Below are 23,855 nucleotides of genomic sequence, written 5' to 3'. Positions count from 1 at the left end.
AGCGAAAGGAAGTTATGCACGCTTTTTTCCCTTAACCGCCAAAATGAAGAGGAAGAATAGGAGAAGAAGCAAAAGATAGAAGGTAAAAAGAAGGGATCTTTTTTGCCACACAAAGAAGGTTGTATCGGGAATGGGAATGGAGCTTAGGAAGAATAAGATCAGGAAGAATAATAGCCCCCTTTTTCTCCAAATGCTTTTATCCGCTGCAGGAAAGAGGGAGAGGAGAAGATAGCTGAGCAGGGATACGCGGATCAAAGCTCCGGAGAGCCATTGGTTGATCGCCAGGTAGTCGACGTGGGTTAAGATGGTGCCGATGGATACGATGGACCATTCCTCATAGGCGGGAAAGCGGAGCATGCTTCCCTCTTTAGGTCCAAATATTGCGATGGCCCCCGTAAGCGGACCGAGAAGAAGCCAAATGAACGAAAGACTGAGGAGAAAAAGACCGGTGAAATGGATCCTCTTTTTTACATAAGGGAGAAGGAGCAAAAGGAGGGCAATCTCCGAAAAACCCGACATGGTATAAAGAATGCCGCGCAGTAGGGGGGTAACCCCGTTTTCCAGCAGCGGGAAGAGCAGGGAATAATCTTTATTCGGTACATTGCCGGTTGCAACGAAGAAACCGAGGAGGATAATGACGGGAAGGAGGATGATATTGGTGATCGTGATGGTGGTTAAGCCCCCGTAGAGAGCCGCTCCCACCGCCAGAAGAAAAAAGAGATTTAAAACCCAGTTGGGGACTTCCGTCAGATAGGTAAAGATGGTCCAGTGGATCATCTCTTTTATGGTGATGTAGATTTGCAGGAAGAGGTAGAGAGCGAAGAGGAAGGAGAGCCCTCCGGCCATGATTCTCCCGCCCCGCTCCCTGACCCATACGTAAAGGGGAGTTCCCTCCATCCTCTTCATCAGATAGGAGAGAAGGAAGAGGAGCAGGAGGAGAGGAAATGCGGCGAGGAGGGATGAAAACCAAGCATCTCTTCCCGAGGAGGCGAGGAGATGGGGAATCACCATCACATGGTTGTATAACCCGGCGGAGGTGAGCATGAGCAACCCCGCATGAAGAGTATTGATGGAGGAATAGTCGTCTTTCATCTCGATTCCTTTCCAACTCCTAAGAGTTGATGTAGATTCCTGTTCTATTTTCCTAGAGTTCCCAAGTTTTCCGGCAAAGATGCTTTTTTCTTTCCTGTTCCCCTTGTATAAGGGGGATCGATGCGTTAGGATAGAGATACAAATATATGTGCGCTTTAACTTGCACGGAAGAGGTACGATGAAAAGCGCGGTTTGCCGTGGGAGAGGGGAGAAGGATGTCTCTACGATTGATCCTAGGTCGAGCAGGCAGCGGTAAGAGTGAAGAGATGCTGGAGGAGATCCGCAAGGAACTGGAAGAAAGGCCGATGGGCCCTCCTTTGATCTATCTGGTGCCGGAACAGGCGAAGTTTCAGGCGGAGCGGGCGCTCCTTGACTCCCGCCTGCCGGGGATGATCCGGGCGCAGGTCTACAGTTTTCGCCGCTTAGCCCAGCGGCTCTTCACAGAATTAGGGGGGAGCACGAGAAAACCCATGAGCCGCCTCGGGGTGAAACTGGTCTTATATCGCTATCTTTTGGAGCATCGGCATGAACTGGTTGCTTTCCGGCAGGCGGTGGAACAACCCGGTTTTGGCGATCAACTGGAGGAAATCTTCCTGGAGTTTCGCCGCTATGGGGTAAGTCCTGAGGAGTTGAAGGCATCCATCTCCCTTCTGGATCTGGAGGAAAAGGGAAGTGAATCCCTCAAAGGAAAGCTCCATGATTTTTCCCTCATTTACAAGGATGCCGTCGCCCATCTGGAGGGGAAATACCTCGATTCCGAGGAGACGCTTCGGCTCCTGGCCCAGATGATTCCGAAGGCTCCTTCCTTGCGAAAGGCGGAGGTCTGGGTCGACGGCTTTATCCGCTTTACTCCCCGGGAGATGAGCGTTCTGGGAGCTCTTATCACCACCGTAAGGAGGGTGACGATCTCCCTCCCCGTCGATGAGGGGGGATTGTTCCGGATCCCTGCCCTGACCCGGGACCGATTGCAGCAGTTGGCGGAGAAGTCCGGCGTTCCGGTGGAAGTGATTCGGTGGGAGGAAAAGAAGGAGAACGGGAGAGGGGCGCTATCTTACTTGGAAGCCCATTACGAGGAGTTGGGCGCTCCCCCCTTTCCCTTTGAACCTGGAGAGATCTCCCTGTCCGAGGCGGTAAACCGGAGGGCCGAGGTGGAGGGAGTGGCCAGGAGAATCCGGGAGTTTGTGCGCACAGGAAAGGCGCGTTGGCGGGAGATCGGTGTTTTGGTGGGAGATATGGCCGCCTACGGAGATTTGATCCGCACCCTTTTTCAAGACGATGAAATCCCCTTTTTTCTCGATGAGCGGCGGCCCATGCTTCATCACCCCTTGGTCGAACTGGTTCGCTCTGCCTTAGAGGTGATACGGGAGGGATGGCCCAGTGAGGCTCTCTTCCGCATGGTGAAGACCGATCTCTTCCCGGGTTGGGTGACGAAGAAAACGGGACGGGAGAATGGGAGGAGAGCCTTAGACCGCCTGGAGAACCTCATCCTGGAATTTGGGATCACCGGACCCCGGTGGAAGAAGGAATGCTGGGGGATCTCCACACCGCCCGAACGGATAAAGGAAGGGGAACGCTTGCGGCAATGGATGGTCCGTCCCCTCATGGAGCTGGAGCAAGAGCTTACCCAAGCGACCCATGTGAGGCAACGCCTTGAGGCGATCTACCGCTTTCTCATTCAGTTAAAGGTACCGGAGAAGTTGGAAGTCTGGATGGAGGAAGAGCGGGAAGAGGGGAAGGTGGAGGAGGCCCGGGAGCACGAGCAGGTCTGGCAGGCTTTCCTCAACCTTTTGGATCAAATGGAGGAAGGGTTAGGGGAAGAGGAGCTTTCCGAGGATCTCTTCTTCAACCTCTTTGAAAAGGGTTTGGCGGAGCAAAATTTTGCCCTCATTCCTCCGGCCATGGATCAGGTGTTGGTCGGCACCCTTTCCCGTACCCGTTCCTATTCTCCCAAAATTCTTTTCCTCGTAGGGGTCAACGATGGCCTTATCCCAAAGGTTTTCCGGGAAGAGGGCCTTCTTTTGGATCAGGAGCGGAAGAGCCTGTCGGCCAAGGGGGTTCCCCTTTCGCCCTTGGCTGAAGAACGGCTTCAGGAGGAGGAACTCTACCTCTATCTCGCCCTCGCAAATCCCAGGGATCACCTTGCCCTTTCCTATTCCCTGGCCGACGAGGAAGGAAGGGCGCTTCAACCTTCTTCTCTCATCTCGCGCTTGATACATCTTTTTCCGAAATTGCGCCCTCAACTTTATACTTCGGGATCGTTGATCTCCCATCCCCGCAGGACGCTCTCCCACCTGACGGTTCGCCTGCGGGAGTGGAAGAAGGGTTATCCCCTTCACCCCACTTGGCTAAAGGTATATAACTGGTTTCGCACCCGGCCGAATTGGGAGGAATCGTTGGAAAGGGCTCTGGGAAGCCTTTTCTACCGGAATCAGGAGACCGATATAGGGCGTGAAACAGCTCGCCGTCTGTATGGAAACCCGCTTAAAGGGAGCATCTCCCGTCTAGAAAAGTATTACGCCTGTCCCTTTTCCCATTTTGCCGCCTATGGGCTCGCCCTGCAGGAACGGAAGAGGTTCCGCCTGGAGTTGGCCGATATTGGAACCCTCTATCATGAGGCGCTTCGCCTGCTGGCCTCGAGAATCATGGAGTCAGGTCGGCAGTGGGGAGATCTGTCCCAGGATGAACTCCTTCAGCTGGCCGATGGGGCTGTGGAGGCGGTTTCCCTTTCCCTGCAGCATGAGATTTTGACCAGCACCAATCGGTACCGCTACCTGAAGGGACGACTCCATCGGGTCGTGAAACGGACGGCTTCCGTTTTGGGGGAGCAGGCCCGGCGCAGCCGGTTCGAGACAAAGGAGATTGAACTTCTCTTTGGAGAGGGCGGAAAGCTGCCTCCCCTCCGCATCACGCTTCCCAATGGGTTCGATCTGGTACTGGAGGGACGGATAGACCGGGTCGATCTCGCAGAAGAGGGAGAGAACCTCTACCTTCGCATTTTAGATTATAAATCAAGCTTTCACGACCTCGATCTGGGAGAGGTATATTTTGGCTTAAGCTTGCAGATGGTGGCCTATCTGGATGCCCTCCTTGACCTTTCCCGAGATTGGCTGGGCAAAGAGGCGATTCCGGCGGGGATCCTCTATTTCCACGTTCACCATCCCCTCCTTCTCCTTCCCATGGGAGCGGAGCAGGCTCGGATCGACAAAGAGATGACGAAGCGGTTTAAGATGCGGGGGCTCCTCCTGGCGGATCAACAGGTGATCCAGCTGATGGATACCCGGCTCATTCAAGGCACTTCGGAGATCTTGCCTGTAGGACGGAAGAAAGATGGCAGCTTTTACAACTCATCCCGTGTGGCGGGGAAGGAGCAGTTTGCCGCTCTTCGCGCCCATGTCCGCTCCCTCATTCGGCAAGCGGCCCTTGAGATGACCGAAGGGAAGGTAGCAATCTCTCCATACCAATATAAGAAGAAAAGGGCTTGCACCTATTGTCTTTATCAGTCGGTCTGCCAGTTCGACAACCGCCTGGAGGAGAATCAACCCCGCCTGCTCCGGGTGAAAGAGGAGAAGATATGGCAGAATTTGTTGGAAGGAGGGCCGTCCCAATGAACCGAAAAAAAGAGATCCCGATGAAGCCGAAGGAAAGCCGATGGACCGATGAACAATGGCGGGCGATTTATGAACGGAGCAAGAATCTTTTGGTTTCGGCGGCTGCCGGTTCGGGAAAGACGGCGGTCTTGGTGGAACGGGTGATTCAAACCCTTCTCGACGAGGAGGAGCCCCTCGATGTGGATCGGCTTTTAATTCTCACCTTTACCAAAGCGGCCGCAGGAGAGATGAAGGAGCGGATTCGTCATGCCATCGAAGAGGAGCTCAAGAAAAGGCCTGCTTCCCATCATCTCCGCCGTCAGCTTCTCCTACTGCCTGGCGCCGCCATCTCCACGTTCCACTCCTTCTGTATGGATCTGGTGAAACGGTATGCCTACCGTCTCCAAATGGACCCCAACTTCCGGATTTTGGATGAGGCGGAGGAACGGCTTCTTCGTCAGGAAGTGCTGGAGAATCTTTTGGAAGAAGCCTATGGGGAAGATTCTTTTTTTGCCGTAGCCGACTGGTTTAGCAGCGATCGAAGCGATGAGCCGCTTCAGGACCTGATCCTCCGGCTTTATGAGTTTTCCCGCAGCCGGCCTTGGCCGGAGGAAGCGTTGCGAAAGATGGTCCGCCTCTACCGGGAGGCTCTGGAGATGGAGTTTGACGATTGGCCGTGGATCAGGGAGGTAAAGGGGGAGATCGGGAGAAGGATTGAGGTGCTGAAGGCGTTCCATGGGAAAGCCCTTCACCTGTGCCGTCTTCCTGGAGGTCCTGTGGAATATAGCGGCCGCTTGGAGGAAGAAGGGGAGGCCCTCAATAAGATTCTGGTGACGGAGGAGACGCCCTGGGAAGCGATCGAAGCAGGACTTCGAAACCTTGCGTTCGGTCGGCTTCCCGCTGTGAAACGGTCGGAAAATGAGAATCGGAATGAGGGGTTAAGGGAAGAAGTGAAGGAACTGAGGGATCGGGTGAAGGAGGAGGTTAAGTCCCTCCTCGACACCTATTTTTCAGGGAGCGTTGAAGGGAGAAAGGAAGAATTACAGCGGATTCTGCCTGTGGCGGACGAACTGATTCACCGGGTTCTCCTCTTTCATGAGCGGTATGCCGAGGTGAAACGGAAAAAAGGGGTGGCCGATTTTTCCGATCTGGAACATAAAGCCTTGGCTCTCCTCAGGGACAGCCGCTCCACTCCGGGAAATGAGATGCCATCGGAGATCGCCCGGGAGCTAAGCCGGGAATATGCGGAAATCCTGATCGACGAATATCAGGATACCAACGAGGTACAGGAGGCGATTCTCACCCTGCTTACTACAGAGGGAGAGGGGAGGCGGTTTATGGTGGGCGATTTGAAGCAGAGCATCTACCGTTTCCGCCAAACGGAACCCCTCCTTTTCCAGGAAAAATATGAACGTTATTCACCGGAGGGAAACGAATGGGGGACCCGTATTGACCTGTCCCGCAATTTCCGGAGCCGGAGGGAAATCCTGGAGGGAGTAAACCGCCTCTTCAGGGCGCTGATGCGCCGGGAGACCGCCGGGATTGATTATGATGAGAGGGTGGAACTGAAGTACGGAGCGGGGCCGGATGTGGAGGAGAATCCCCCCTCCCGGGAAGGAGAAGAGGGAACGAAGAGCATCGAACTTCTCATCATCGACCGGGAAAAGGGTGCAAAAGAACTCTCCCGGGAGGAGGAAAACGGGGAGGATCACCTCTCTACGGCGGCTGCCGGTGAAGAAGAGGAGGCGAACGGGGAGGATGAGCCGGAGAAGGAATCCTTGGAGATTACTGCGGAAGAGATGGAGCGGGCGGAACTGGAGGCACGCCTCATCGCTTTCCGGATCCGGGATCTCGTCGGAAGCGACGGAACCTCCCCCTATTTCCTCTATGACCGGAAGGAGAAGCGGATGAAACCGGTCCGGTTTCGGGATATCGTCATCCTCCTTCGGTCCGCGAGAGGGTGGGCCCCCCTCTTTGAGGAGCAATTTCGCCTTTTGGGATTGCCGGTCTACGTGGAGAGGGGAGGAGGGTATTTTTCCGCCACCGAAATTCAGGTGATGCTCTCCCTCCTTCAGCTCATCGATAATCCCTATCAAGATATACCGTTAGCTTCCGTCCTCCGTTCCCCCATCGTGGGCCTTTCCGCCGAGGAACTGGCCCTCCTGCGTTTGGAGAGGAAGAAGGGCTTTTTCTACGATGCGGTGATCCGATTCATCTCTTCCAAAGGGGAGAATGGGCAGTCGATCGAGCATCAGGAGCTTAAGGCGACTCTTCGCCGTTTCCTGGAAAAAATGGGGAAATGGCGGGATTTGGCCCGTCGGGGAGCCCTTTCCCGGTTGATTTGGCAGATCTACAGGGAGACAGGTTATTATGATTTCGTAGGCGGGCTTCCGGGGGGGAAGGAAAGGCAGGCCAACCTGCAGGCTCTCTACGACCGTGCCCGCCTCTTCGAAGAGGGAGCCTTTCGGGGACTTTTCCGTTTCCTCCGTTTTGTAGAACGGATGAAGGAGCGGGGCGATGATATGGGAACGGCGAGGGCGCTCGGGGAGCAGGAAGATGTGGTACGCATTATGACCATTCACAAGAGCAAAGGGTTAGAGTTCCCCATCGTCTTTCTGGCCGGAGCAAGTAAAACGTTTAATGAACAGGATCTAAGAAGCCCCACCCTGTTCTCCAAGGAATTAGGTATTGGGACCGATGTGGTGGATTTCGACCTCTCCATCCGCTCGGCAAGTCTGCCAAAACTAGCGATTCGGGAGCGGGAGAAAAAGGAGATGCTGGCGGAGGAGATGCGCCTTCTCTATGTGGCCCTAACCCGGGCGAAGGAGAAATTGTACATCGTAGCCACCCTTCCCGATTATAAAAAGGAAGAAGAAAGATGGAAAGAAAAGGGAGGCAAAGGGGATGAACCGCTGCCGGCCTATCACCTTCTAAGCGCCAAAAGTTATCTGGACTGGATCGGTCCCGCCCTGATCTTGCCGCAGGGTTCCTCCCAAGATCTCTCCTCGAACGGCGCCTCCCCCTGCTTTCAAGAAGGCTTTACCCTGCAAGTTATTCCCGCTCGGGAACTTTCTCATCCGACACGGAAGAAGGGAGAAGAGATTCGCTCGGAGATCTGGGAAACCCTCCGCCGTTTCGAAACCGTCCCCGCCTCCTTGATCCATGAGGTGGAGGAGGAAATAGGGAGGCAGGCGATGGCGGATGAGGAACTGGAGAGGATCTTGGGGTGGACAAGCCCCTATACCCCGATGGAGAGGCATCCGGCCAAGCAGTCGGTATCCGAAATCAAGCGGAAGATACAACTTTTCCAGGAGGAGGAAGAGGAACAGGAAATGCTCTGGTTAGGATCGGGGATCGATTCGGGAATCGGCATTGCTTCCGATGCCGCTGTTTCCCTCCGGCCCGCTTCTTCTTCTTTCCCACTTCGTAGACCCCGCCTGGCCCGGCGTCCCCGCTTCATGGAGGAGGGGGGGCTTACCGCCACCGAAAAAGGAACGGCGATGCATACGGTGATGCAACATCTTGATCTCACCCGGCCCCTGGATCGGGATCGGGTGGAAGAAGAGCTGAAGAGCTTTGTTCAACGGGAGCTTCTTACGCCGGAACAGGTGAAAAGCATCGATATCGACGGGATTCTCCGCTTCTTTAACACCCGCATGGGACGGAGGATGTTGACCGCCTCCCACGTCTACCGGGAGGTGCCCTTTACCTTCAAGATACCTGCCTCACGGGCTTATCCCGACTGGGAGGGAGAGGATGAGGAGATTCTGGTTCAGGGGATCGTCGATGCCCTCATCGAAGAGGAGGGGCACCTCCTTCTCCTCGATTATAAGACGGACAGAACGGACGGAATCGAAGATGGGGAATTGATCCGTCGCTACCGCCTGCAGGTGGCCCTCTATCGGGAGGCGGTAAGAAGCATTTGGAAAAGACCCGTCGCCCGCAGTTTTCTCTATTTCTTTCATGGCGAGAAGCTCCTGGAAGTGGAGTAGGGGTGCCCGGTGGGAATGGGTGACCTTCCTGAAGCGGCAACGCGTTGAGGGTTTAGGTCATCCGGTATGGAGGCAGGTTCCCTTGAAAGATCGGCCTGTATCGTACGGAAAGATGAGGTTAGGGCGGAGGGGGCTTCAGCCGGGACGGGACGGTGGAATTGGCTGGAGCGGAAAGGAAGGACCGAGGAATGGAGGAAGTTCTGATGCGCATCCTGCATACGGCAGACTGGCACCTGGGGCGGACCCTGGAGGGGCGAAGCCGTTTGGGAGAACAAGCCCAGTTTATGGATGAATTGGTGGAGATCGTAGAAAAAGAGGAGGTTGACCTCCTCCTGATGGCGGGGGATGTATATGACAACGCCAATCCTCCCGCGGAGGCGGAGGAGCTCTTCTATGAGTCCCTTGCCCGCCTTACTGCGAACGGGAGGACCGCCCTGGTCTTGATCGCGGGGAATCATGATCATCCCGACCGGCTAGCCGCCGCCACTCCCCTCTTAAAGGGGAAGAACCTTTATCTATTGGGGAGGCCAACCCAAGAAACCCTATTGCTAAAGACGGCGAAGGGAGAAGAAGCGGTTCTCTATGCCCTTCCCTATCCATCGGAATCCCGCCTGAGGGAATCCTTCGGGGAACGCTTCACGGAAGGGGAGATGCAAGGCGCCTACGATGAGAGGGTTGCCGCCCTCTTTGGAGAGGCAGCCCGCCGCTTCCGCCCGGATACGGTCAATCTGGCCATGAGCCACCTCTTCGTCCGGGGAGGGGTGGAAAGCGAGTCGGAACGGGAAATTCAGGTGGGCGGCGCCTATACCGTTTCTCCCTCTTCCCTGCCTGCGGGCGCCCATTATGTGGCTTTGGGCCACCTTCACCGCCCTCAAGATGTGAACGGGTCCAAAGCCCCGGCCCGCTATGCCGGCTCGCCCCTTGCCTACAGCTTCTCCGAAGCCGGCTACACGAAATCGGTCACCCTGATCGAGGCGGAAGCGGGAGCCTCTCCTTCCATCCGGGAAATTTATCTGTCGAGCGGTAAACCCCTCGTTGTCTGGAAGGCAAAAGAAGGGTTGGTTCAGGTGCACCGCTGGTTGGAAGAGGGAAGGGATAAAAACGCTTGGATTCAGCTGGAGATCCACCTTCAGGAGATGCTCCATCAGGAAGAGATTCTGAACCTGAGAAAAGCCCATCCCGGCATCCTGGTGATCCGCCCCATCTATCCTGAGATGGCGGAGAGAGAAGAATGGATCACCGACCGGACCCTGCCCTTGAACGAGCTCTTCCGGCGTTTCTATCTCCGGGTGAGCGGCGGCAAAGAAGCGGAAGCGGAGCTGATCCAACGGTTTATGCAACTTCTCGCCGGTGAGGAGGAAGAATCATGCGCCCCATCCAATTAAAGATCAAGGGATTACATAGCTTTCGGGAATTGGTCACCATCGACTTTGACCGCCTCTGCCGGGGAGGCGTCTTCGGCATCTTTGGCCCCACCGGCAGCGGCAAGTCGACCATTTTGGATGCCATGACCCTCTCCCTCTACGGAAAAGTGGAACGGGCATCCAATCATACCTATGGCATTCTGAACCAGGCAGAGAAGGAACTTTATGTATCCTTCACCTTTGAACTCCTCAAGGGAAATGAAGTTCGCCGTTTCCGTGTGGAGCGAAGCTACAAAAAGGCGGAGGAGGGCCGGGTCCGAAACGCGACGAGCCGCCTGATGGAGATGGCCGCTTCGGAAGTGGTGTTGGCCGATCGGGACCGGGAAGTGACCCAGCAGGTGGAAAACCTATTGGGACTAACGGCAGATGATTTCACCCGGGCCGTTGTCCTGCCCCAGGGAAAATTCTCCGAATTCCTCAGCTTAAAAGGAAAAGAGCGGCGGGAGATGCTGGAGCGCATCTTTCATTTGGAAGAATACGGTGAGCGCCTCAATGAGCGCTTGAAGCAGAAGATGGAAGGGGTAACGATGCGCCTCGAAGCCATCGCCGGAGAACAGCAGGGATTGGGAGATGCATCGGAAGAGGCGTTGGCCCTGGCCAGGGAGAAAGCGGCCCGTTTCGAAGAAGAAGCCTCCTTTGCCCGGAAGCGCCGAATGGAAGTAGAGCAGAAAGCAGCCGAGCTGGAGAAGGTGTGGAATTGGCAGAAGGAACTTGCGCAGGTGGAAAAAGAGCAGGCTGATCACCGCCAACAACAAGGGGAGATGGAAAAGAGGGCATACGCCCTCCAAAAAGGGGAGGAAGCGGAGCGTCTACGCCCCCTCTTAACCAACTTGATCCGCAGTGAAGAGGAAGTGGTCGCCTTCAGGGGCCTTGAAGAAGAGGGGAGGAGGGCACTGAAGGAGGAAAGGGTCCGCTTCGAGGAGCTGAAAGCAAGGTATGAGGCGGCCAGGAAGGAGAAGGAAGACAAGGCCCCCTCCCTTACGGTTCGTTTGGAACGCCTTCAGGAAGCGGAGGGTCAGATCCAAAAGGCCGAGGGGTTGGACCAAGAATTGATCGCCCTCAAAAATCGGTGGGAGGAGCTTGCGAAGAAAGAGGAGCATGGGAAGCGGGAGCATGAGGCTCTTCTCAACCGGATCGACCGTGGCCGGGAGAGGCAAAACGATTTAAAGGCGGAGCTGGAAAGCTGCGCCGTGAAGGCGGAGGAGCGTCAAGTATTACGGGAAGTCCAAAAGCGCCGACAGGAGATTTTAAGTCTGGAGGAAGAGGAACGGAAGAGAAGAGCTGAATTCGCCTCAAGGAAGAAGGATGAGGAGGAAGCGGAAAGGCTGCGGGAGGAAAGAGAGCGGAAGGTCAGGATCGCAAGTGAACGGGGGAGGGAAGCCTTCACGGCCTGGCTTCGCCACCTGGATGCGGCAAAAAACGCTTTGGAGCAAGGAACCTCCATCCTTCAAAAGATCGGGCAAGGGATTGCTATGGCACGTCTTTCCCAGGAAGAAGAACAAAGGCGCTTTCTGGCAGCCGAATTAGCCCAAGGATTAAAAGAAGGAGATCCCTGCCCCGTCTGCGGCTCTACCCGCCATCCCCATCTTGCCCTTTCCCATGGAAGCCAGCTTTCGCGGTGGCAAGAGCTGATCCGAAGAGGAGAGGATCTGATAGGAAGAGGGGAAGAATACCGGAGGAAGTTGAGGGAGAGCTTGATCCGTTTGGAAGGGTTAGCTTTCCACTTTCAGAAAATGCTATCCTCTTCCTTAGCCGATCGGGAAGGTGAGATCGCCGCCACGGATTCATCTTCTACAGAGGATCTCCTCCCCTCCCAGGGAGAGGCCGATTTTCTTTCTGCCCTCGAATCATCCGCATCCGTTTCCCGCTCCCCCTTTTCCGGGCTGGAAGAGGCGGAAAAGGAGTTGCACTATTTAGGGGAAAGGCTGCAGGAAGAGATCGAATCCTTTGCCCTGGATGAAAGGGGACGGGAAGCGGGCAAGGAAACGTGGCAGGCGGCTTACTCCCAATTGGAAGCGGAACAAAGCGAACTTTTAAAGCTCCTTCCCCTTTTGGAGGAGAAAAGAAGGGAAGTGAAGGCCGCGGAAGGGAAAGTGGCCCTCATCGAAGCCGAATTGGAGAAGAAGCGGCGGGCGTACCGGGATGCGTTCCCCCACCTTCCCCTGGAACGCGTGGAAGAGAGAGAGCGGGAGTTGGAAGAGCGGGAGAAGAAAGAGGAAGAGGTACGGAAGAGCATCGAAAAAAGTATGTTTTATTTGGAAAAGTGGGAGGAAGAAAAAAAGGAGATAGAGCATCGCTTGAATCGGTTGGAGAAAGAGAGAGGGGAGATGGAGGTCGCCCTTCAATTAAAAGGAAAGCAAAGGGAGGAGGAGAGGGCACGTCTCACCATGCTCTTGAAGGATCCCCTTTTAGCCGCCCACCTGCCTGCGCGGCCGGAGGGAGAGCTTGAACGGGTTGCGGTTGCAAAGGCGATCCAACAGATACGCGTATCCTTGGCAAATTTGGCCCGGAACGAAGAGGAGAGCGAAAAAGCTTACCGAAAAGGGGAAGAACGTTACCGCAACCTGGAGGAGAATTACACCCGCATCACCGCCTCCCTCCAACATGCGGAAAAGGAAAAGAACCACCACCTGGAGGAATGGGCGAACCGTCTCGCGGCTTCTTCGTTTCGGGACAGGGAGGAGGTCCAGTCATGGCTGCATCTGGCCGAGACGCTGGAAGGCTGGCGAAGGAGATTGGAAGAGTATCGGGATAAAGGGAAGGAGCTGGAGAGGGAATTCCTGCGCCTTAACACCCTCCTGCAGGGAAGAGGGCTGACAGAGGAGGAATGGCAAGCGCTCATCATCGAGAAGGAAGAGGCAATTCAGGCGGATGAGAAGGCCCTTGAGCTTAGGGCAAAAGCGAAGCGGGACGTGGAGGAACTGGAGATCAAAGCTGTTCGGTGGAAGGAATTGGAAAACAATCGCCGCTTTTGGAGCAAGGAAAAGGAGCTCCTTCAACGATTGCAAAGCGTCCTAAAAGGGAATGCCTTCGTGGAGTTTATCGCCGAGGAACATTTGCACCGCATTAGCCGGGACGCCTCCGCCCGTTTGCTCTTTTTAACCCGGAACCGGTACGCGCTGGAGGTCGATTCCGGAGGCGGTTTCGTCATCCGCGACGATGCGAACGGAGGAATGAGGCGGCCGGTCAGCACCTTATCCGGCGGAGAGACCTTCCTCACCTCCCTCGCTTTAGCCCTCTCCTTGTCGGCACAGATTCAGTTGAAGGGAGAATACCCCCTGCAGTTTTTCTTTCTCGATGAAGGGTTTGGAACCTTGGATGCCGAGCTCCTGGATACCGCCCTGACCGCTCTGGAACGCCTTCATGAAAACCATCTCTCCATCGGCATCATCAGCCACGTCCCGGAACTGAAGGAGAGAATCCCGAGGCAGCTCATCGTAGAACCGGCGGAACCCTCCGGTCGAGGCACACGGGTCCGGATTGAAGCCATGTGACGGGTATAAAGAATGATGGCAAGGGTCGTATCATGTTTCATGGAAGAAGAATTCACGGGGGAGGGAGAGCAGCGGTGGAAAGAAGTTCCTACAAGATCAGCCCCATGGGGGATCGAGCGGTACTGGTACAATTGGGCGATCGGATTCAACCGGAAACGCATGGGTGGGTGCGCGCGCTCTCCATTTATTTAGACCAACATCCGCTCCCCGGGATGGTGGAGTATATTCCCGCTTTTACAAGCGTTGCTCTCATCTACGACCTCATGAAGACCACCTATTTGGAGGTAAAAAGCCGCCTTGAGGAGATTCTGGCTAGCCTCTCTCCTTCTGCTGCGGCAACCGCCAGGCAAGTGGTCATCCCGGTATGTTACGGAGGAGAATGGGGACCCGATTTAGAGTTTGTGGCTCGGTATCATCATATGGCGCCTGAAGAGGTAATAACGATTCATTCCGAGGGGGAGTACCGGGTCTACATGATCGGGTTTGCCCCCGGTTTTCCTTACTTGGGCGGCCTGCCGGAGCGTATCGCCACCCCGCGGCGGGCAACTCCCCGGATGAAAATCCCCGCAGGTTCCGTGGGGATTGCCGGGACCCAGACCGGCATTTATCCCATCGACTCTCCGGGGGGATGGCAGATCATTGGACGAACGCCCCTTCACCTTTTTCGACCGCACCGAAATCCTCCCAGTCTCCTTCAGTCCGGTGATCGCATCCGCTTTCAGCCCATCTCCCCCGATGAATATGCCGCATGGGTGGAGGAAGAGGGATGAGCATTACCGTCTTAACGCCAGGCTTTTTAACGACCGTACAGGATTTGGGCAGGATCGGTGCACAGCGGTATGGGGTAACCGTGGGGGGAGCGATGGACCCCTTTTCCTTGCGGGTTGCGAATCTACTGGTTGGGAATGAGGAGGGGGATGCCGGTCTGGAGATGACGTTTACGGGGCCTGCTCTTCGCTTTCATCAAGATGTTCTTATCGCCATCACAGGTGGGGATCTTCCTCTTCACATGGATGGCCGCCTTCTGCCCCGATGGCGATCGGTGCTTGTGAAAGCCGGCGGCATCTTGCGGGGATCGGGAATGGGGAAAGGAAGCCGAGCCTACTTGGCGGTGGCCGGGGGAATATCGGTCCCTTCCGTCTTGGGAAGCAAAAGCACCGATCTTAAGGCGGGAATCGGCGGCTACCAAGGACGTCCGTTGCAAGAGGGGGATGTTTTAGAGATCGGAAAGCCTTCTCCCTGGGCGGAAAGCCTGATGGGTTCCCTGCATGATTTCCCCTTTGCGGCGGCCCATTGGCAGGTTAGCCCCAAGATGTTTTCATTTTATCGGGAAAATCCTACGCTTCGAGTGATCCGGGGCGGCCATTTTCACCTTTTCGACAGGGCGAGCCGGCAGAAATTTTTCCGCGAGGAATTTCTGGTTACCCCACAATCGGACCGCATGGGCTATCGTTTAACCGGTCCGAAGGTAAACATGGAAAAACCGTATGAGATGATCTCGGAGGCGGTGACGGTGGGCACGATCCAGGTCCCCCCGGACGGGAACCCCATCCTGCTGATGGCGGATCGGCAGACGACGGGGGGGTATCCGAAAATAGCCCATGTAATAACCGCCGATTTACCTGTCGTCGCCCAGGTGAAGCCCGGGGAGAGGATCCGGTTTCAGGAGGTTTCTCTGGAGGAAGCCTGGACGGAATATCGTCTGCGGGAGAGGGCGCTCAAGCAGTTGGCAGAGGGAATCAGGGCGAAAGGGAATGGATGAGAATCGAGAAAGGGGGAGAACATTGTATCGAATCGATTTAAATGCCGACATGGGAGAAGGTTTTGGGGCGTACCGGCTGGGGAATGATGAAGAACTTTTAAACTACGTCACCTCCGCCAATATCGCCTGCGGCTTTCATGCCGGAGATCCGGGAACGATGAGACAGACGGTGAGGATGGCTTTGGAGAAAGGGGTAGCCATCGGTGCGCATCCGGGATTGCCCGACCGGGTAGGATTCGGGCGGCGGAAGATGGAGATCACCCCTCGGGAAGCTTACGAGATGGTCCTTTACCAGATCGGCGCTTTATCTTCCTTCGTGAAGGCGGAAGGAGGGGCGATGCAGCATGTGAAACCCCATGGCGCCCTCTATAACATGGCCGCCAAGAACGAAGAACTGGCACGTGCCATTGCGGAAGCCGTCTACCGGGTGGATCCCGGCCTTATCCTCTTCGGTTTATCGGGTAGCAAGCTGACGAAGGCAGGAGAATCGATCGGTCTTCGAACTGCCCATGAAGTATTTGCCGACAGGACATACCGGGAGGATGGTTCGCTCACCCCCCGCAGCCTTCCCGGCGCACTCATTGCAGCTCCGGAGGCGGCTGCCCGACAGGCGATCCGCATGGTAAAAGAGGGTAAGGTAACCTCCTTGCAAGGGAGGGAGATCGACATAAAGGCGGATACGATCTGCGTCCATGGCGACAATCCCCATGCCCTCGCAGTAGCCCGCACCATTCGGGAGAGCTTAACCGCCTCCCAAATTGTCGTCCTGTCGATCGGAGCGAACCCTGCGGTGTGATGGTGGACGGAGGAAAAAGTTTTCGACAAAAGGGAAAATGGGCAGGAATGATAAAAGTTCGGGTCGAAATAAAATCTTAAAAAGAAAAGTCTTCATGATCGTACCATGAAAGATGGAAGGCAGGGAAAATGAGGGCGTCTCTCTATCTCTTCTCTGAGAAAAATGAAACCCGATGGGATGCGGGATTTACCTTATCCCCTTCCGTCACCCAATGGTGGCTGGAGGAGGAAGGGAAACGATTTCAGGGACTGATTACCCCTGCCCTTCCCTTATATTTCGCTTTCTTCCTGCTGGGGAAAGTAAAGAATGGGTTAAACGCAGGGGAAGATGCCGTCATTGAAAAGGTGGAGGGATGGATCCGGGAAGCCATTCAAAGGATCGACCGGAGTCTTGCGCTCAATGCGAAGGATTTATGGGAGAAGAGCAAAGGGAAACCTTACTCCGACGGGTTGAAGATCTGGAAGAGGGAATGGCTGGAGAAGGATGGAGAGGTATTGCGCCCTCTGATCGAAGGGCGTTTTTGCCTGTTGGAACAGGTGGAAGATTACCTGGATCAGGTAAACCGGCCTCTTTATGGGGAATTGGCCATCCGAGATCAGCTCTTGGAGGAGAGGAAGGGCGGGAATGGTCCCACGGACGTGGAAAGAGAGGAGAGGAGGGCATTCCGGCGGAGATACCTTCCCATGCTGATCCAGTATTTGCACCATAGGGGGGAACTATCCCTTACCTCGGGCATGGCGATCGTGGAGTCGGATCGGGGAACCCTCCTCCGCTGCCAGCGCTGCTCCAGCGAATACCGCCGATGGCAAGGCTACCCCTGCGGTGTTTGCGAACACGACGATATGGTCTGTGAGGTTTGCTCCGCCATGGGTGCGAGCAAAGGGTGCAAACCGATCCTCTTCTCCCCCACACGTCCAAAGGAGACGGCCCCAAGTTCCTTCACACTTCTACCTTCCTTCCTCTCGTGGGAAGGGGAGCTCACTCCTGCCCAACAGGAGGCTTCCCAAATGGCCGCCCAATTCGTGCAAGGGACCCTTCCCCGCACAGACCGGCGGGAGCTCCTCATCTGGGCCGTTACCGGTGCCGGCAAGACGGAGGTTGTCTTTCAGGCCGTCGATATGGCCCTCCGCCAAGGAAAACGTGTCCTTTTGGCCACGCCCCGGAAAGATGTGGTTCTAGAGCTTACACCCCGTTTTCGCAGGGCCTTTCCTTCCGTTCCGATGGTCTCCCTCTACGGAGGCAGCCGCCAAAAAGGGAAGATGGGGGAGCTGGTGATCGCCACCACCCACCAGGCCCTCAATTTCTTTCATGCTTTTCCATTGGTTATCGTCGATGAGATCGATGCCTTTCCCTTCCATAATAGCCCCATGCTTCATTTCGCCGTAAATCGGGCAACCGCAGCAGGAGGAAAGCGAATTCTCCTCACCGCTACCCCTTCCGAGAAGATGTTGCAACAAGTAAAAAAAGGAGAGATTTTGCAAGCGACCATTCCCAGTCGTTTTCATGGACATCCGCTACCCGTTCCCATCCTCCGGTATGAGTCCCGTTTGGAGGAAAAAATCGGCAAGGGGAAACTTCCGCAGGGGGTCCGCCACTTCCTGAATGAGCTTCATCGGAACGGCAGACAAGCTTTCCTCTTCGTGCCCCGGATCGGCCTGGTAGAAGATTTGGTTGCCTTAATCAAAGAAACATTCCCCCAGACCGAAGGAACCTATGCCGGCGAGCCGTTGCGAGAGGAGAAGGTGAGCGCTTTCCGGCGTGGAGAGATCCGCCTTCTCGTCACCACCACCATCTTGGAGCGGGGGGTAACGATCCCCTTCACCGACGCCTTGGTCCTGATGGCCGATGCGCCCATCTTTGACGAAAGTTCCCTCGTACAGATCGCCGGAAGAGTCGGAAGATCGGCGGAGGATCCGGGTGGAAAAGTTCTTTTCCTCTCGGAAAGCCGTTCCCGGTCGATGGTAAAGGCGGTACGGCAGATTGAGGGGATGAACCGGGAAGCGAGGAAGAGGGGCTTTTTGGTGGAAGAAAAGAAGAAGAATCGGCTGATTCGGCTGTTCGGGGGAGGATCGGCGGAGTAAAGGATGGGGAGAGGTAGGATGAGCGTCACGGGGATCGTTCCGGTATGCCAACGGGATGTGCGGAAGGAAAGCCGCGTGCAGGGAAAGGCGAAAGGCGAATACGCGGAAGGACAACCATTCGAACGGGCTATGGAATGAAGAGAAAAAACCGGAGAGGCAGGAGATCGCATGCGTGCCACATCCACATGGACTTCCCCTCGCCGTGAAGAGGGGTTTACATTAATTGAAATTTTAATCGTCATCTTTCTTTTATCCCTGATCCTGGCCGTTGCCGTCCCCAACTATACCAAATCAACGGAAAGGGCGGAAAAAGCGATATGCGACAATACAAAGAAAGGGGCGGAAGCCCAACTGGAACTTTACCTGATCGACCATAAGCAAGATGCCACGAAGATTATGGAGAATGGGGAAATTGTCTTAAGCAAATTGGTGGATGAAGGCTATCTCAAAGAGGCTCCCCAATGCCCTTCAAATGGGAAATATAGGGTGGGAAAAGGGAGTGACGGCACCTATCAAGTGAAATGCAGCTTCCACGACGAAGTTTCTACCCATTAGGAGGGCCAAACGCAGTTGGCCGTTTGATATGGTGGTGATTGACGAGCTTTCGTCGACCCCGTTTCTACCCCTTAGGAGGGCCAAACGCAGCCGTTTCGACCGAAGTGCGGCAGAAATCTCCTGCCTCAATGAGCAAGGAGGAGACGGCCGCCCCCTCTCCCCTTACGAGAAAAATCGGTGGAAAGAACCGGATCGGTTCCGAGCTTTCGCCTCAACGTGAAATCTAGCGGGGAGCAATGGATCATGTGTATTCCTCATGGAGGTGATCGGGATGAAATTCGACGCAAGAAAAATCGTCGCCACGCTCCTCTTTACAAAGCAGAAACAATGCTTGCTCTGCGGACGAACCATCCCGCGGGAGACTCCTGCTCTTTCGCCGCCTCCATGGAATGATCTTTGCCCCGCTTGCCTTCGCCATCTTCTTCCCATCGTTGAACCGGTCTGCCTCGTATGCGGCAGGGAGAAAAAAGAGACCTTCAGATTCTCCCCTGGGAAAGAGATGTGCCGCGATTGCGAGGAAAGAGAAGAAACCTACTTTATCATGAATCGGAGTGCCCTCCACTACTCCTTTAAGGGAAAAGAATGGCTCTATGCTTATAAATATAAGGGCAGGGAACAGCTTGTGGAAGGGCTGATCCATCTTCTTTACCAAACCTACCGCCGCCATTACTCCCACCGATCGATCGAAGCCATTACCTTCGTTCCTCTCTATGAAGACCGGCTGCAGCAAAGAACCTTTAACCAGGCGGAACAATTGGCGAAGGGCCTGGGGAAGAGGGCGAACCTGCCGGTTTACGATCTCCTCGAACGCCACCACCCTACCCGGAAACAGAGCCGTCAGACCCGTCAGGCACGTCTCCATGCACTGGAAGGCGCCTTCGGAATGAAGGAGGAAATCCCCCATGCGGGGAATAAAATCCTTTTAATTGACGATGTATATACCACCGGAAGTACCGTGAATGAGTGCAGCCGTGTTCTCCGTGAAGGGGGATGGGAGGAAGTTTACATCCTTACCCCATTTCGAGCCTAGAGGCGTCTCTCATGCATCACTCCTCCCCTCATAGCCCCCCTCGGTTCAAAAACCTCCTTGATTTTTCCAAGTTCGTCCTTCATTTTCGACAAAATCATCCGAGAAGCGATTGTACCGTTTCGACTCCCTTCTCGTGATCTTCCTGAATCTCCCATGCCTGTTCTGAACTTCTTCATGCCATGCTAGTTCTTAAGACCTGTACATAACGAGCCAACGATGCCTCTTTCGGATGGAAAATTAGTCCACTTGTACTATTGCAATTGTGTGGGCAGCTTATACAATAAGTATAAGAGGGAAAAGTTTGGCGAAGATTGTAGAATATTAGGGAATAAAAACAAACATAGGCAGAAAAAGGCACACTCTCTGAAAGGAGAGGTCGCAAAGCTAGAGGGGCTAATGTTCGGAGGAACGATGCCAGCCAGCTACCTGTCACCTGTATTTCTATTTTCTTTGAAGAAACAAGGGTGACGTTAAACACGTCCCCTTTTTTATGTTTTTCGTGCCATCCGGTTGTAGGAAGAAATGGAGAGAGACGCTTTGTGGATTTTGGGAAAGGAGAAGTGAAATGAGAAGAGCGCTTACGGAATTACTCTTCGAGGAATTGAAACGAGATGAGTCCCTGCAACCATCGCATATTCACCCGCTGCAGAAATTTATCACCGCCTATGCCCTTACCGAAAGGGAGAGGGATCTTCTTTACGCCATCTGTCTGTTTGGTTTTTCCAATGAAAAAATCGGTGAACTCTTTAACATTTCCCCTCATACGGTGAAGAACCACATCAGCAAAATCCTGATAAAAATGAATGCTCGGTCGATTCGTGAGGTACAGGCGGCTCTATTTCGGTACCTCATCAGCGAATATGAACCTTGCGAAAGGAATAAGGAAGAATAGAAGAGACAAACTCTCTCTTCTCGGGTATAATAAAAGTATGGAGAAGGAGAACGTTAGCCTAGGGCTTGGCAGGAAGCAAAAGGTGAAGCTCCTTTTGTTCTGGAGAGAGGGGAGGAAGATGAGTTTAAACGCCTTGGACAATTGCCCTCGTTGCGGGAAACTATTTGTACGCGGAGCCCGCAGCGTCTGCCCCGATTGTTACCGGGAAGTGGAGGAAGAGTTTAAACGGGTCTATGAATACGTCCGGAAGTCGGAGAATCGCCAGCGAAACATTTATGAGGTGAGCGAAGCGACGAACGTAACTGTGAAGCAAATCACGGAGTTTATCCGGGCCGGGCGCCTATCCACCGCAGATTTTCCTCATCTCGCCTATCCCTGTGAAAGCTGCGGAGAAAACCTCATCACCGAGGGGAGGATCTGCGAGAGTTGCCGTCAGAAGCTTTCCGCGGAGATTCGGAAGAGCTTCGCTGAAGTGGAAGAGGAAGAAAGACGGAGGAGGAACGGGACAGGCTTTTATCTCCTGGAGGAAAAACTTAAAACTTTGGAATCCAAGAAAAAAAAGTAAGAGGAATTAATGAGAACGGAGCATTTAGCCGATACTCCTAATAGCGGGGGATCGGTTTTTCTTTTTTAGCTTTTTTTCTCCCGATCTCGCCATGAGAGGAATTCATAAGATCGCGAATCAAAGAGTAAAGATGACCATAGAATCGGGTATTTCGGAAACGGGGGTACGAGCATGAAGATTGACGGCATTAACCCTTTTGGACAAACCCATCCTTACTCAAAGCCGACGGTGAAGGGAAATGAAGCGAAGCCTTCCCTTGCTCCGAAAGATCAACTGGAGATCTCCCCTGAATCTCTGGAGCGATTCAGCGAGACCCTGGAAGGCGTAGACCCTGCCCGCCAAAAGAAGATCGAAGCGTTAAAGAAAGAGGTGGAGGCTGGAACCTATACCGTTTCGGCCCAGCAATTGGCGGATAGACTCCTCGCTTGGTGGAGAGGAAAATAAAGGAGGGGGAGCATGGACGACGAAAAGGAAAGAGTGATCACCATGCAGAAGGGCCTCCTTTTACTCCTGGAGCAGATGGCCAAACTTCAGGAGGAGCTCCTTCCTTTGGAGGAGGAGAAGAAGGAGGTGCTCATCCGGGGGGAGATCTCCCGGTTATCGGAGATTGTTCACTTGGAAACCCAGAAGATAAATCTCCTCAGCAAACTGGAAAGGGAGCGGGAAAAAGCGGCGGAAGAATTGGCGTTCGCTTGGAACCTTCCGCCGGAATCTCTGACCCTATCCGCCCTTACCGACCGGATGGAGGATCCCTGCCTAAAAGGACGCTTTCAGGAGCTTCAGAAACTCTTAAATGAAAGAAGCCAACAGCTTCAGCGCCAAAATGAAATCAACCAGATCCTGATTCGGGAATCTTTGGATTATGTGAACATGGCCTTCTCCCTCCTCACCGATCAGGAGGATAGCAAAGTCTATAGCAACCACCCTTCAGAAGAAGGGGAGAAGAGCTCTTCTCCCCGCAGCTTCTTCGACACCCGGATTTAAGGAGGAGAAACGATGCGTTCTACTTTTGGAGGATTAGAGATCGGAAAAAGGGGGCTCTTTGCCCAGCAGACCGCCCTCGATACCACCGGCCATAACATCGCCAATGCCAACACCCCCGGTTTTTCCCGGCAGCGGGTGGACATGGTTGCTTCTCGCCCTTTCCCCTACCCGGGTATGTTTAACAGCCGCACAGCCGCCCAGATGGGTACGGGGGTGGATGTAGCGCAGATTACCCGCCTCCGGGATCAATTCCTGGACCGTCAATTTCGGAACGAAAATCGTTATCTGGGCTTCTACGAATCGAGGGCAGCCACCTACGGCAAGCTCGAAGTGGTTCTTCAGGAAGGAACCGATACCCAGGAGATCGGACTTCAGAAGGCGCTGGATCGTCTCTGGGGCGCCTGGCAGGATCTCACCGCCTCCGCAGAGTCCGGTGAGGTGCGGGAAGAAGTGGTGGGCTATGCGAAGGGAGTGGTGGATGCCTTCGGCCATATCGCCCAATCCTTGAAGGATTACCAGTCCGATCTGAACCAGGTGGTTTTGGTGAAGACGAACCAAGTGAACTCCATCGCCACCCGCATCCGGGATGTTAATGCCCAGATCGCCCGCATCGCGCCCCATGGATATACCACCAACGACCTGCGGGACCAGAGGGATCTTCTCCTCGATGAATTGTCCAAGCTGGTGGATGTGCAAGTTTCCGACATTCAGAATGGAATGATCCAAGTGAAGATTGCCGGTGGTCAAACCCTCGTCGATGGGTTGACGACCGTTCCCCTGGAAGCGACGCAAAATCCGGCGACCGGATTCTATGATGTGACCCTGGGCGGGGCTCCTTTCACGCCTCAATTCGGAAGCTTCCAGGAGACACTGGAAGCCAGGGGAGTCGATGATGGGACAGGAAAGCTAACCGGAATCATCCCGGATTTGCTCAACCAATTTAACACCCTCTCCTCCGTCTTCGCAGGAGAACTCAATGCCCTCCACATGAACGGAACCAATCTGGAAGATATCCAGAGCGGAAATCTGGCGAACGGCAGGCAGCTTCCTTTTTTCATCAGCAAGAGCTGGTATGATTCGCTTCCGAATAAGGATCTCTCTGCCGTTGATTTTACGGCGCTCAATCCAGGAAACTATGACCCGGTAAACAATCCCAATGGGTATAATCCGAGCGGAGCGGATGATCTCATGGTAAACCCCCTGATCGTCGCCGATAGCGACTTGATCGCCGCTGCAGGCCGACCCGCCACGGGATCGGCCGATGGGCGCACCGCACAGGCCATCGCCGATCTGAAGAACAAGGTGATCACCACAGGCTTTCCCAACTCCACCACCATCGACGGTTATTACAGTGCCATCATCGGGAAGCTGGGGATTGATGCCCAGGGGGCGAACAACCTCCTGGAGGTAAAACAGAGTTTGGTTACCCAGGTGGAGAATCGGAGACAGTCCGTCTCAGGGGTCTCCATTGATGATGAAATGACCGAAATGATCAAATACCAGCATGCCTATGAAGCGGCCGCCCGCTCCATCACCGTCATGGATCAGGTGCTGGATAAGATCATAAACGGCATGGGGATCGTGGGCAGATAATGGGAGTC

Annotated in this window: 16 protein-coding genes and 1 riboswitch; of the genes, 15 read left to right on the top strand and 1 reads right to left on the bottom strand. The window is 54.6% G+C overall.

Features of this window, described 5'->3' with window-relative positions:
- Positions 1–12: 12 nt before the first annotated feature.
- Positions 13–1,092: an endospore germination permease gene (locus THEAE_RS0117145; RefSeq protein WP_028988274.1), complete on the bottom strand. Its 1,080-nt coding sequence runs from the start codon at positions 1,090–1,092 to the stop codon at positions 13–15.
- Positions 1,093–1,307: 215 nt separating this feature from the next.
- Between THEAE_RS0117145 and addB the strand changes: the two genes are divergently transcribed.
- The 15 genes from addB to flgK all read left to right on the top strand — a co-directional run bounded on the left by addB (position 1,308) and on the right by flgK (position 23,847).
- The gene (gene addB, locus THEAE_RS0117140) at positions 1,308–4,700 is read left to right on the top strand and encodes a helicase-exonuclease AddAB subunit AddB (protein ID WP_028988273.1); all 3,393 of its coding nucleotides are present in this window, start codon (positions 1,308–1,310) and stop codon (positions 4,698–4,700) included.
- Positions 4,697–8,671, top strand: a complete 3,975-nt coding sequence (gene addA, locus THEAE_RS0117135) for a helicase-exonuclease AddAB subunit AddA (RefSeq protein ID WP_028988272.1) — start codon at positions 4,697–4,699, stop codon at positions 8,669–8,671. Before addB ends, addA begins: the two co-directional genes overlap by 4 nt.
- A gap of 203 nt (positions 8,672–8,874) precedes the next feature.
- On the top strand, positions 8,875–10,056 hold the full coding sequence (locus THEAE_RS0117125; protein WP_028988271.1) for a metallophosphoesterase family protein: 1,182 nt from the start codon (positions 8,875–8,877) through the stop codon (positions 10,054–10,056).
- On the top strand, positions 10,038–13,589 hold the full coding sequence (locus THEAE_RS0117120) for an SbcC/MukB-like Walker B domain-containing protein (RefSeq protein ID WP_028988270.1): 3,552 nt from the start codon (positions 10,038–10,040) through the stop codon (positions 13,587–13,589). Before THEAE_RS0117125 ends, THEAE_RS0117120 begins: the two co-directional genes overlap by 19 nt.
- Positions 13,590–13,663: 74 nt before the next feature.
- Complete coding sequence (gene pxpB / locus THEAE_RS0117115; RefSeq protein ID WP_028988269.1) at positions 13,664–14,359, top strand: 5-oxoprolinase subunit PxpB; 696 nt, start codon at positions 13,664–13,666, stop codon at positions 14,357–14,359.
- On the top strand, positions 14,356–15,351 hold the full coding sequence (locus THEAE_RS0117110; protein WP_028988268.1) for a 5-oxoprolinase subunit C family protein: 996 nt from the start codon (positions 14,356–14,358) through the stop codon (positions 15,349–15,351). Before pxpB ends, THEAE_RS0117110 begins: the two co-directional genes overlap by 4 nt.
- 22 nt (positions 15,352–15,373) lie before the next feature.
- The gene (locus THEAE_RS0117105) at positions 15,374–16,147 is read left to right on the top strand and encodes a LamB/YcsF family protein (protein ID WP_028988267.1); all 774 of its coding nucleotides are present in this window, start codon (positions 15,374–15,376) and stop codon (positions 16,145–16,147) included.
- Positions 16,148–16,275: 128 nt separating this feature from the next.
- Positions 16,276–18,228, top strand: coding sequence for an ATP-dependent helicase ComFA (locus THEAE_RS21595; RefSeq protein ID WP_052330126.1), 1,953 nt, complete (start codon positions 16,276–16,278; stop codon positions 18,226–18,228).
- A gap of 168 nt (positions 18,229–18,396) precedes the next feature.
- Positions 18,397–18,783: a competence type IV pilus major pilin ComGC gene (locus THEAE_RS21590; RefSeq protein WP_039944527.1), complete on the top strand. Its 387-nt coding sequence runs from the start codon at positions 18,397–18,399 to the stop codon at positions 18,781–18,783.
- A 271-nt stretch (positions 18,784–19,054) separates the two neighbouring features.
- Positions 19,055–19,813 carry a ComF family protein gene (locus THEAE_RS21585; protein ID WP_052330125.1) on the top strand — a complete coding sequence of 253 codons (759 nt, stop codon included), beginning with the start codon at positions 19,055–19,057 and terminating at the stop codon, positions 19,811–19,813.
- Positions 19,814–20,156: 343 nt separating this feature from the next.
- A riboswitch (cyclic di-GMP riboswitch) is annotated at positions 20,157–20,243 on the top strand.
- A 135-nt stretch (positions 20,244–20,378) separates the two neighbouring features.
- Positions 20,379–20,705, top strand: a complete 327-nt coding sequence (locus THEAE_RS0117065) for a response regulator transcription factor (protein WP_028988264.1) — start codon at positions 20,379–20,381, stop codon at positions 20,703–20,705.
- A 118-nt stretch (positions 20,706–20,823) separates the two neighbouring features.
- Entirely contained in the window at positions 20,824–21,270 is a 447-nt protein-coding gene (locus tag THEAE_RS0117060; protein WP_028988263.1) for a TIGR03826 family flagellar region protein, read from the top strand.
- A 171-nt stretch (positions 21,271–21,441) separates the two neighbouring features.
- Positions 21,442–21,714 (top strand): flagellar biosynthesis anti-sigma factor FlgM, encoded by a 273-nt coding sequence (gene flgM / locus THEAE_RS0117055; RefSeq protein WP_028988262.1) that lies wholly within the window; start codon positions 21,442–21,444, stop codon positions 21,712–21,714.
- A 12-nt stretch (positions 21,715–21,726) separates the two neighbouring features.
- The gene (gene flgN / locus THEAE_RS0117050; protein WP_028988261.1) at positions 21,727–22,254 is read left to right on the top strand and encodes a flagellar export chaperone FlgN; all 528 of its coding nucleotides are present in this window, start codon (positions 21,727–21,729) and stop codon (positions 22,252–22,254) included.
- Positions 22,255–22,266: 12 nt separating this feature from the next.
- Positions 22,267–23,847, top strand: a complete 1,581-nt coding sequence (gene flgK / locus THEAE_RS0117045; protein WP_028988260.1) for a flagellar hook-associated protein FlgK — start codon at positions 22,267–22,269, stop codon at positions 23,845–23,847.
- The last annotated feature ends 8 nt before the right edge of the window (positions 23,848–23,855 follow it).

Origin of the sequence: Thermicanus aegyptius DSM 12793 (assembly GCF_000510645.1) — a bacterium.
GTDB classification, from domain to species: Bacteria; Bacillota; Bacilli; order Thermicanales; family Thermicanaceae; genus Thermicanus; species Thermicanus aegyptius.
This window is presented reverse-complemented; position numbering and strand designations above follow the sequence as displayed.

Excerpts from the sequence above, each read along its gene's own strand:
- addB (WP_028988273.1), top strand. The coding sequence starts at position 1,308 with ATGTCTCTACGATTGATCCTAGGTCGAGCAGGCAGCGGTAAGAGTGAA.
- flgN (WP_028988261.1), top strand. The coding sequence starts at position 21,727 with ATGGACGACGAAAAGGAAAGAGTGATCACCATGCAGAAGGGCCTCCTT.
- THEAE_RS0117065 (WP_028988264.1), top strand. The coding sequence starts at position 20,379 with ATGAGAAGAGCGCTTACGGAATTACTCTTCGAGGAATTGAAACGAGAT.
- addA (WP_028988272.1), top strand. The coding sequence starts at position 4,697 with ATGAACCGAAAAAAAGAGATCCCGATGAAGCCGAAGGAAAGCCGATGG.
- flgK (WP_028988260.1), top strand. The coding sequence starts at position 22,267 with ATGCGTTCTACTTTTGGAGGATTAGAGATCGGAAAAAGGGGGCTCTTT.
- THEAE_RS0117060 (WP_028988263.1), top strand. The coding sequence starts at position 20,824 with ATGAGTTTAAACGCCTTGGACAATTGCCCTCGTTGCGGGAAACTATTT.
- THEAE_RS0117145 (WP_028988274.1), bottom strand. The coding sequence starts at position 1,092 with ATGAAAGACGACTATTCCTCCATCAATACTCTTCATGCGGGGTTGCTC.
- THEAE_RS0117110 (WP_028988268.1), top strand. The coding sequence starts at position 14,356 with ATGAGCATTACCGTCTTAACGCCAGGCTTTTTAACGACCGTACAGGAT.
- THEAE_RS21595 (WP_052330126.1), top strand. The coding sequence starts at position 16,276 with ATGAGGGCGTCTCTCTATCTCTTCTCTGAGAAAAATGAAACCCGATGG.
- THEAE_RS21585 (WP_052330125.1), top strand. The coding sequence starts at position 19,055 with ATGAAATTCGACGCAAGAAAAATCGTCGCCACGCTCCTCTTTACAAAG.
- THEAE_RS21590 (WP_039944527.1), top strand. The coding sequence starts at position 18,397 with ATGCGTGCCACATCCACATGGACTTCCCCTCGCCGTGAAGAGGGGTTT.
- THEAE_RS0117120 (WP_028988270.1), top strand. The coding sequence starts at position 10,038 with ATGCGCCCCATCCAATTAAAGATCAAGGGATTACATAGCTTTCGGGAA.
- flgM (WP_028988262.1), top strand. The coding sequence starts at position 21,442 with ATGAAGATTGACGGCATTAACCCTTTTGGACAAACCCATCCTTACTCA.
- THEAE_RS0117125 (WP_028988271.1), top strand. The coding sequence starts at position 8,875 with ATGCGCATCCTGCATACGGCAGACTGGCACCTGGGGCGGACCCTGGAG.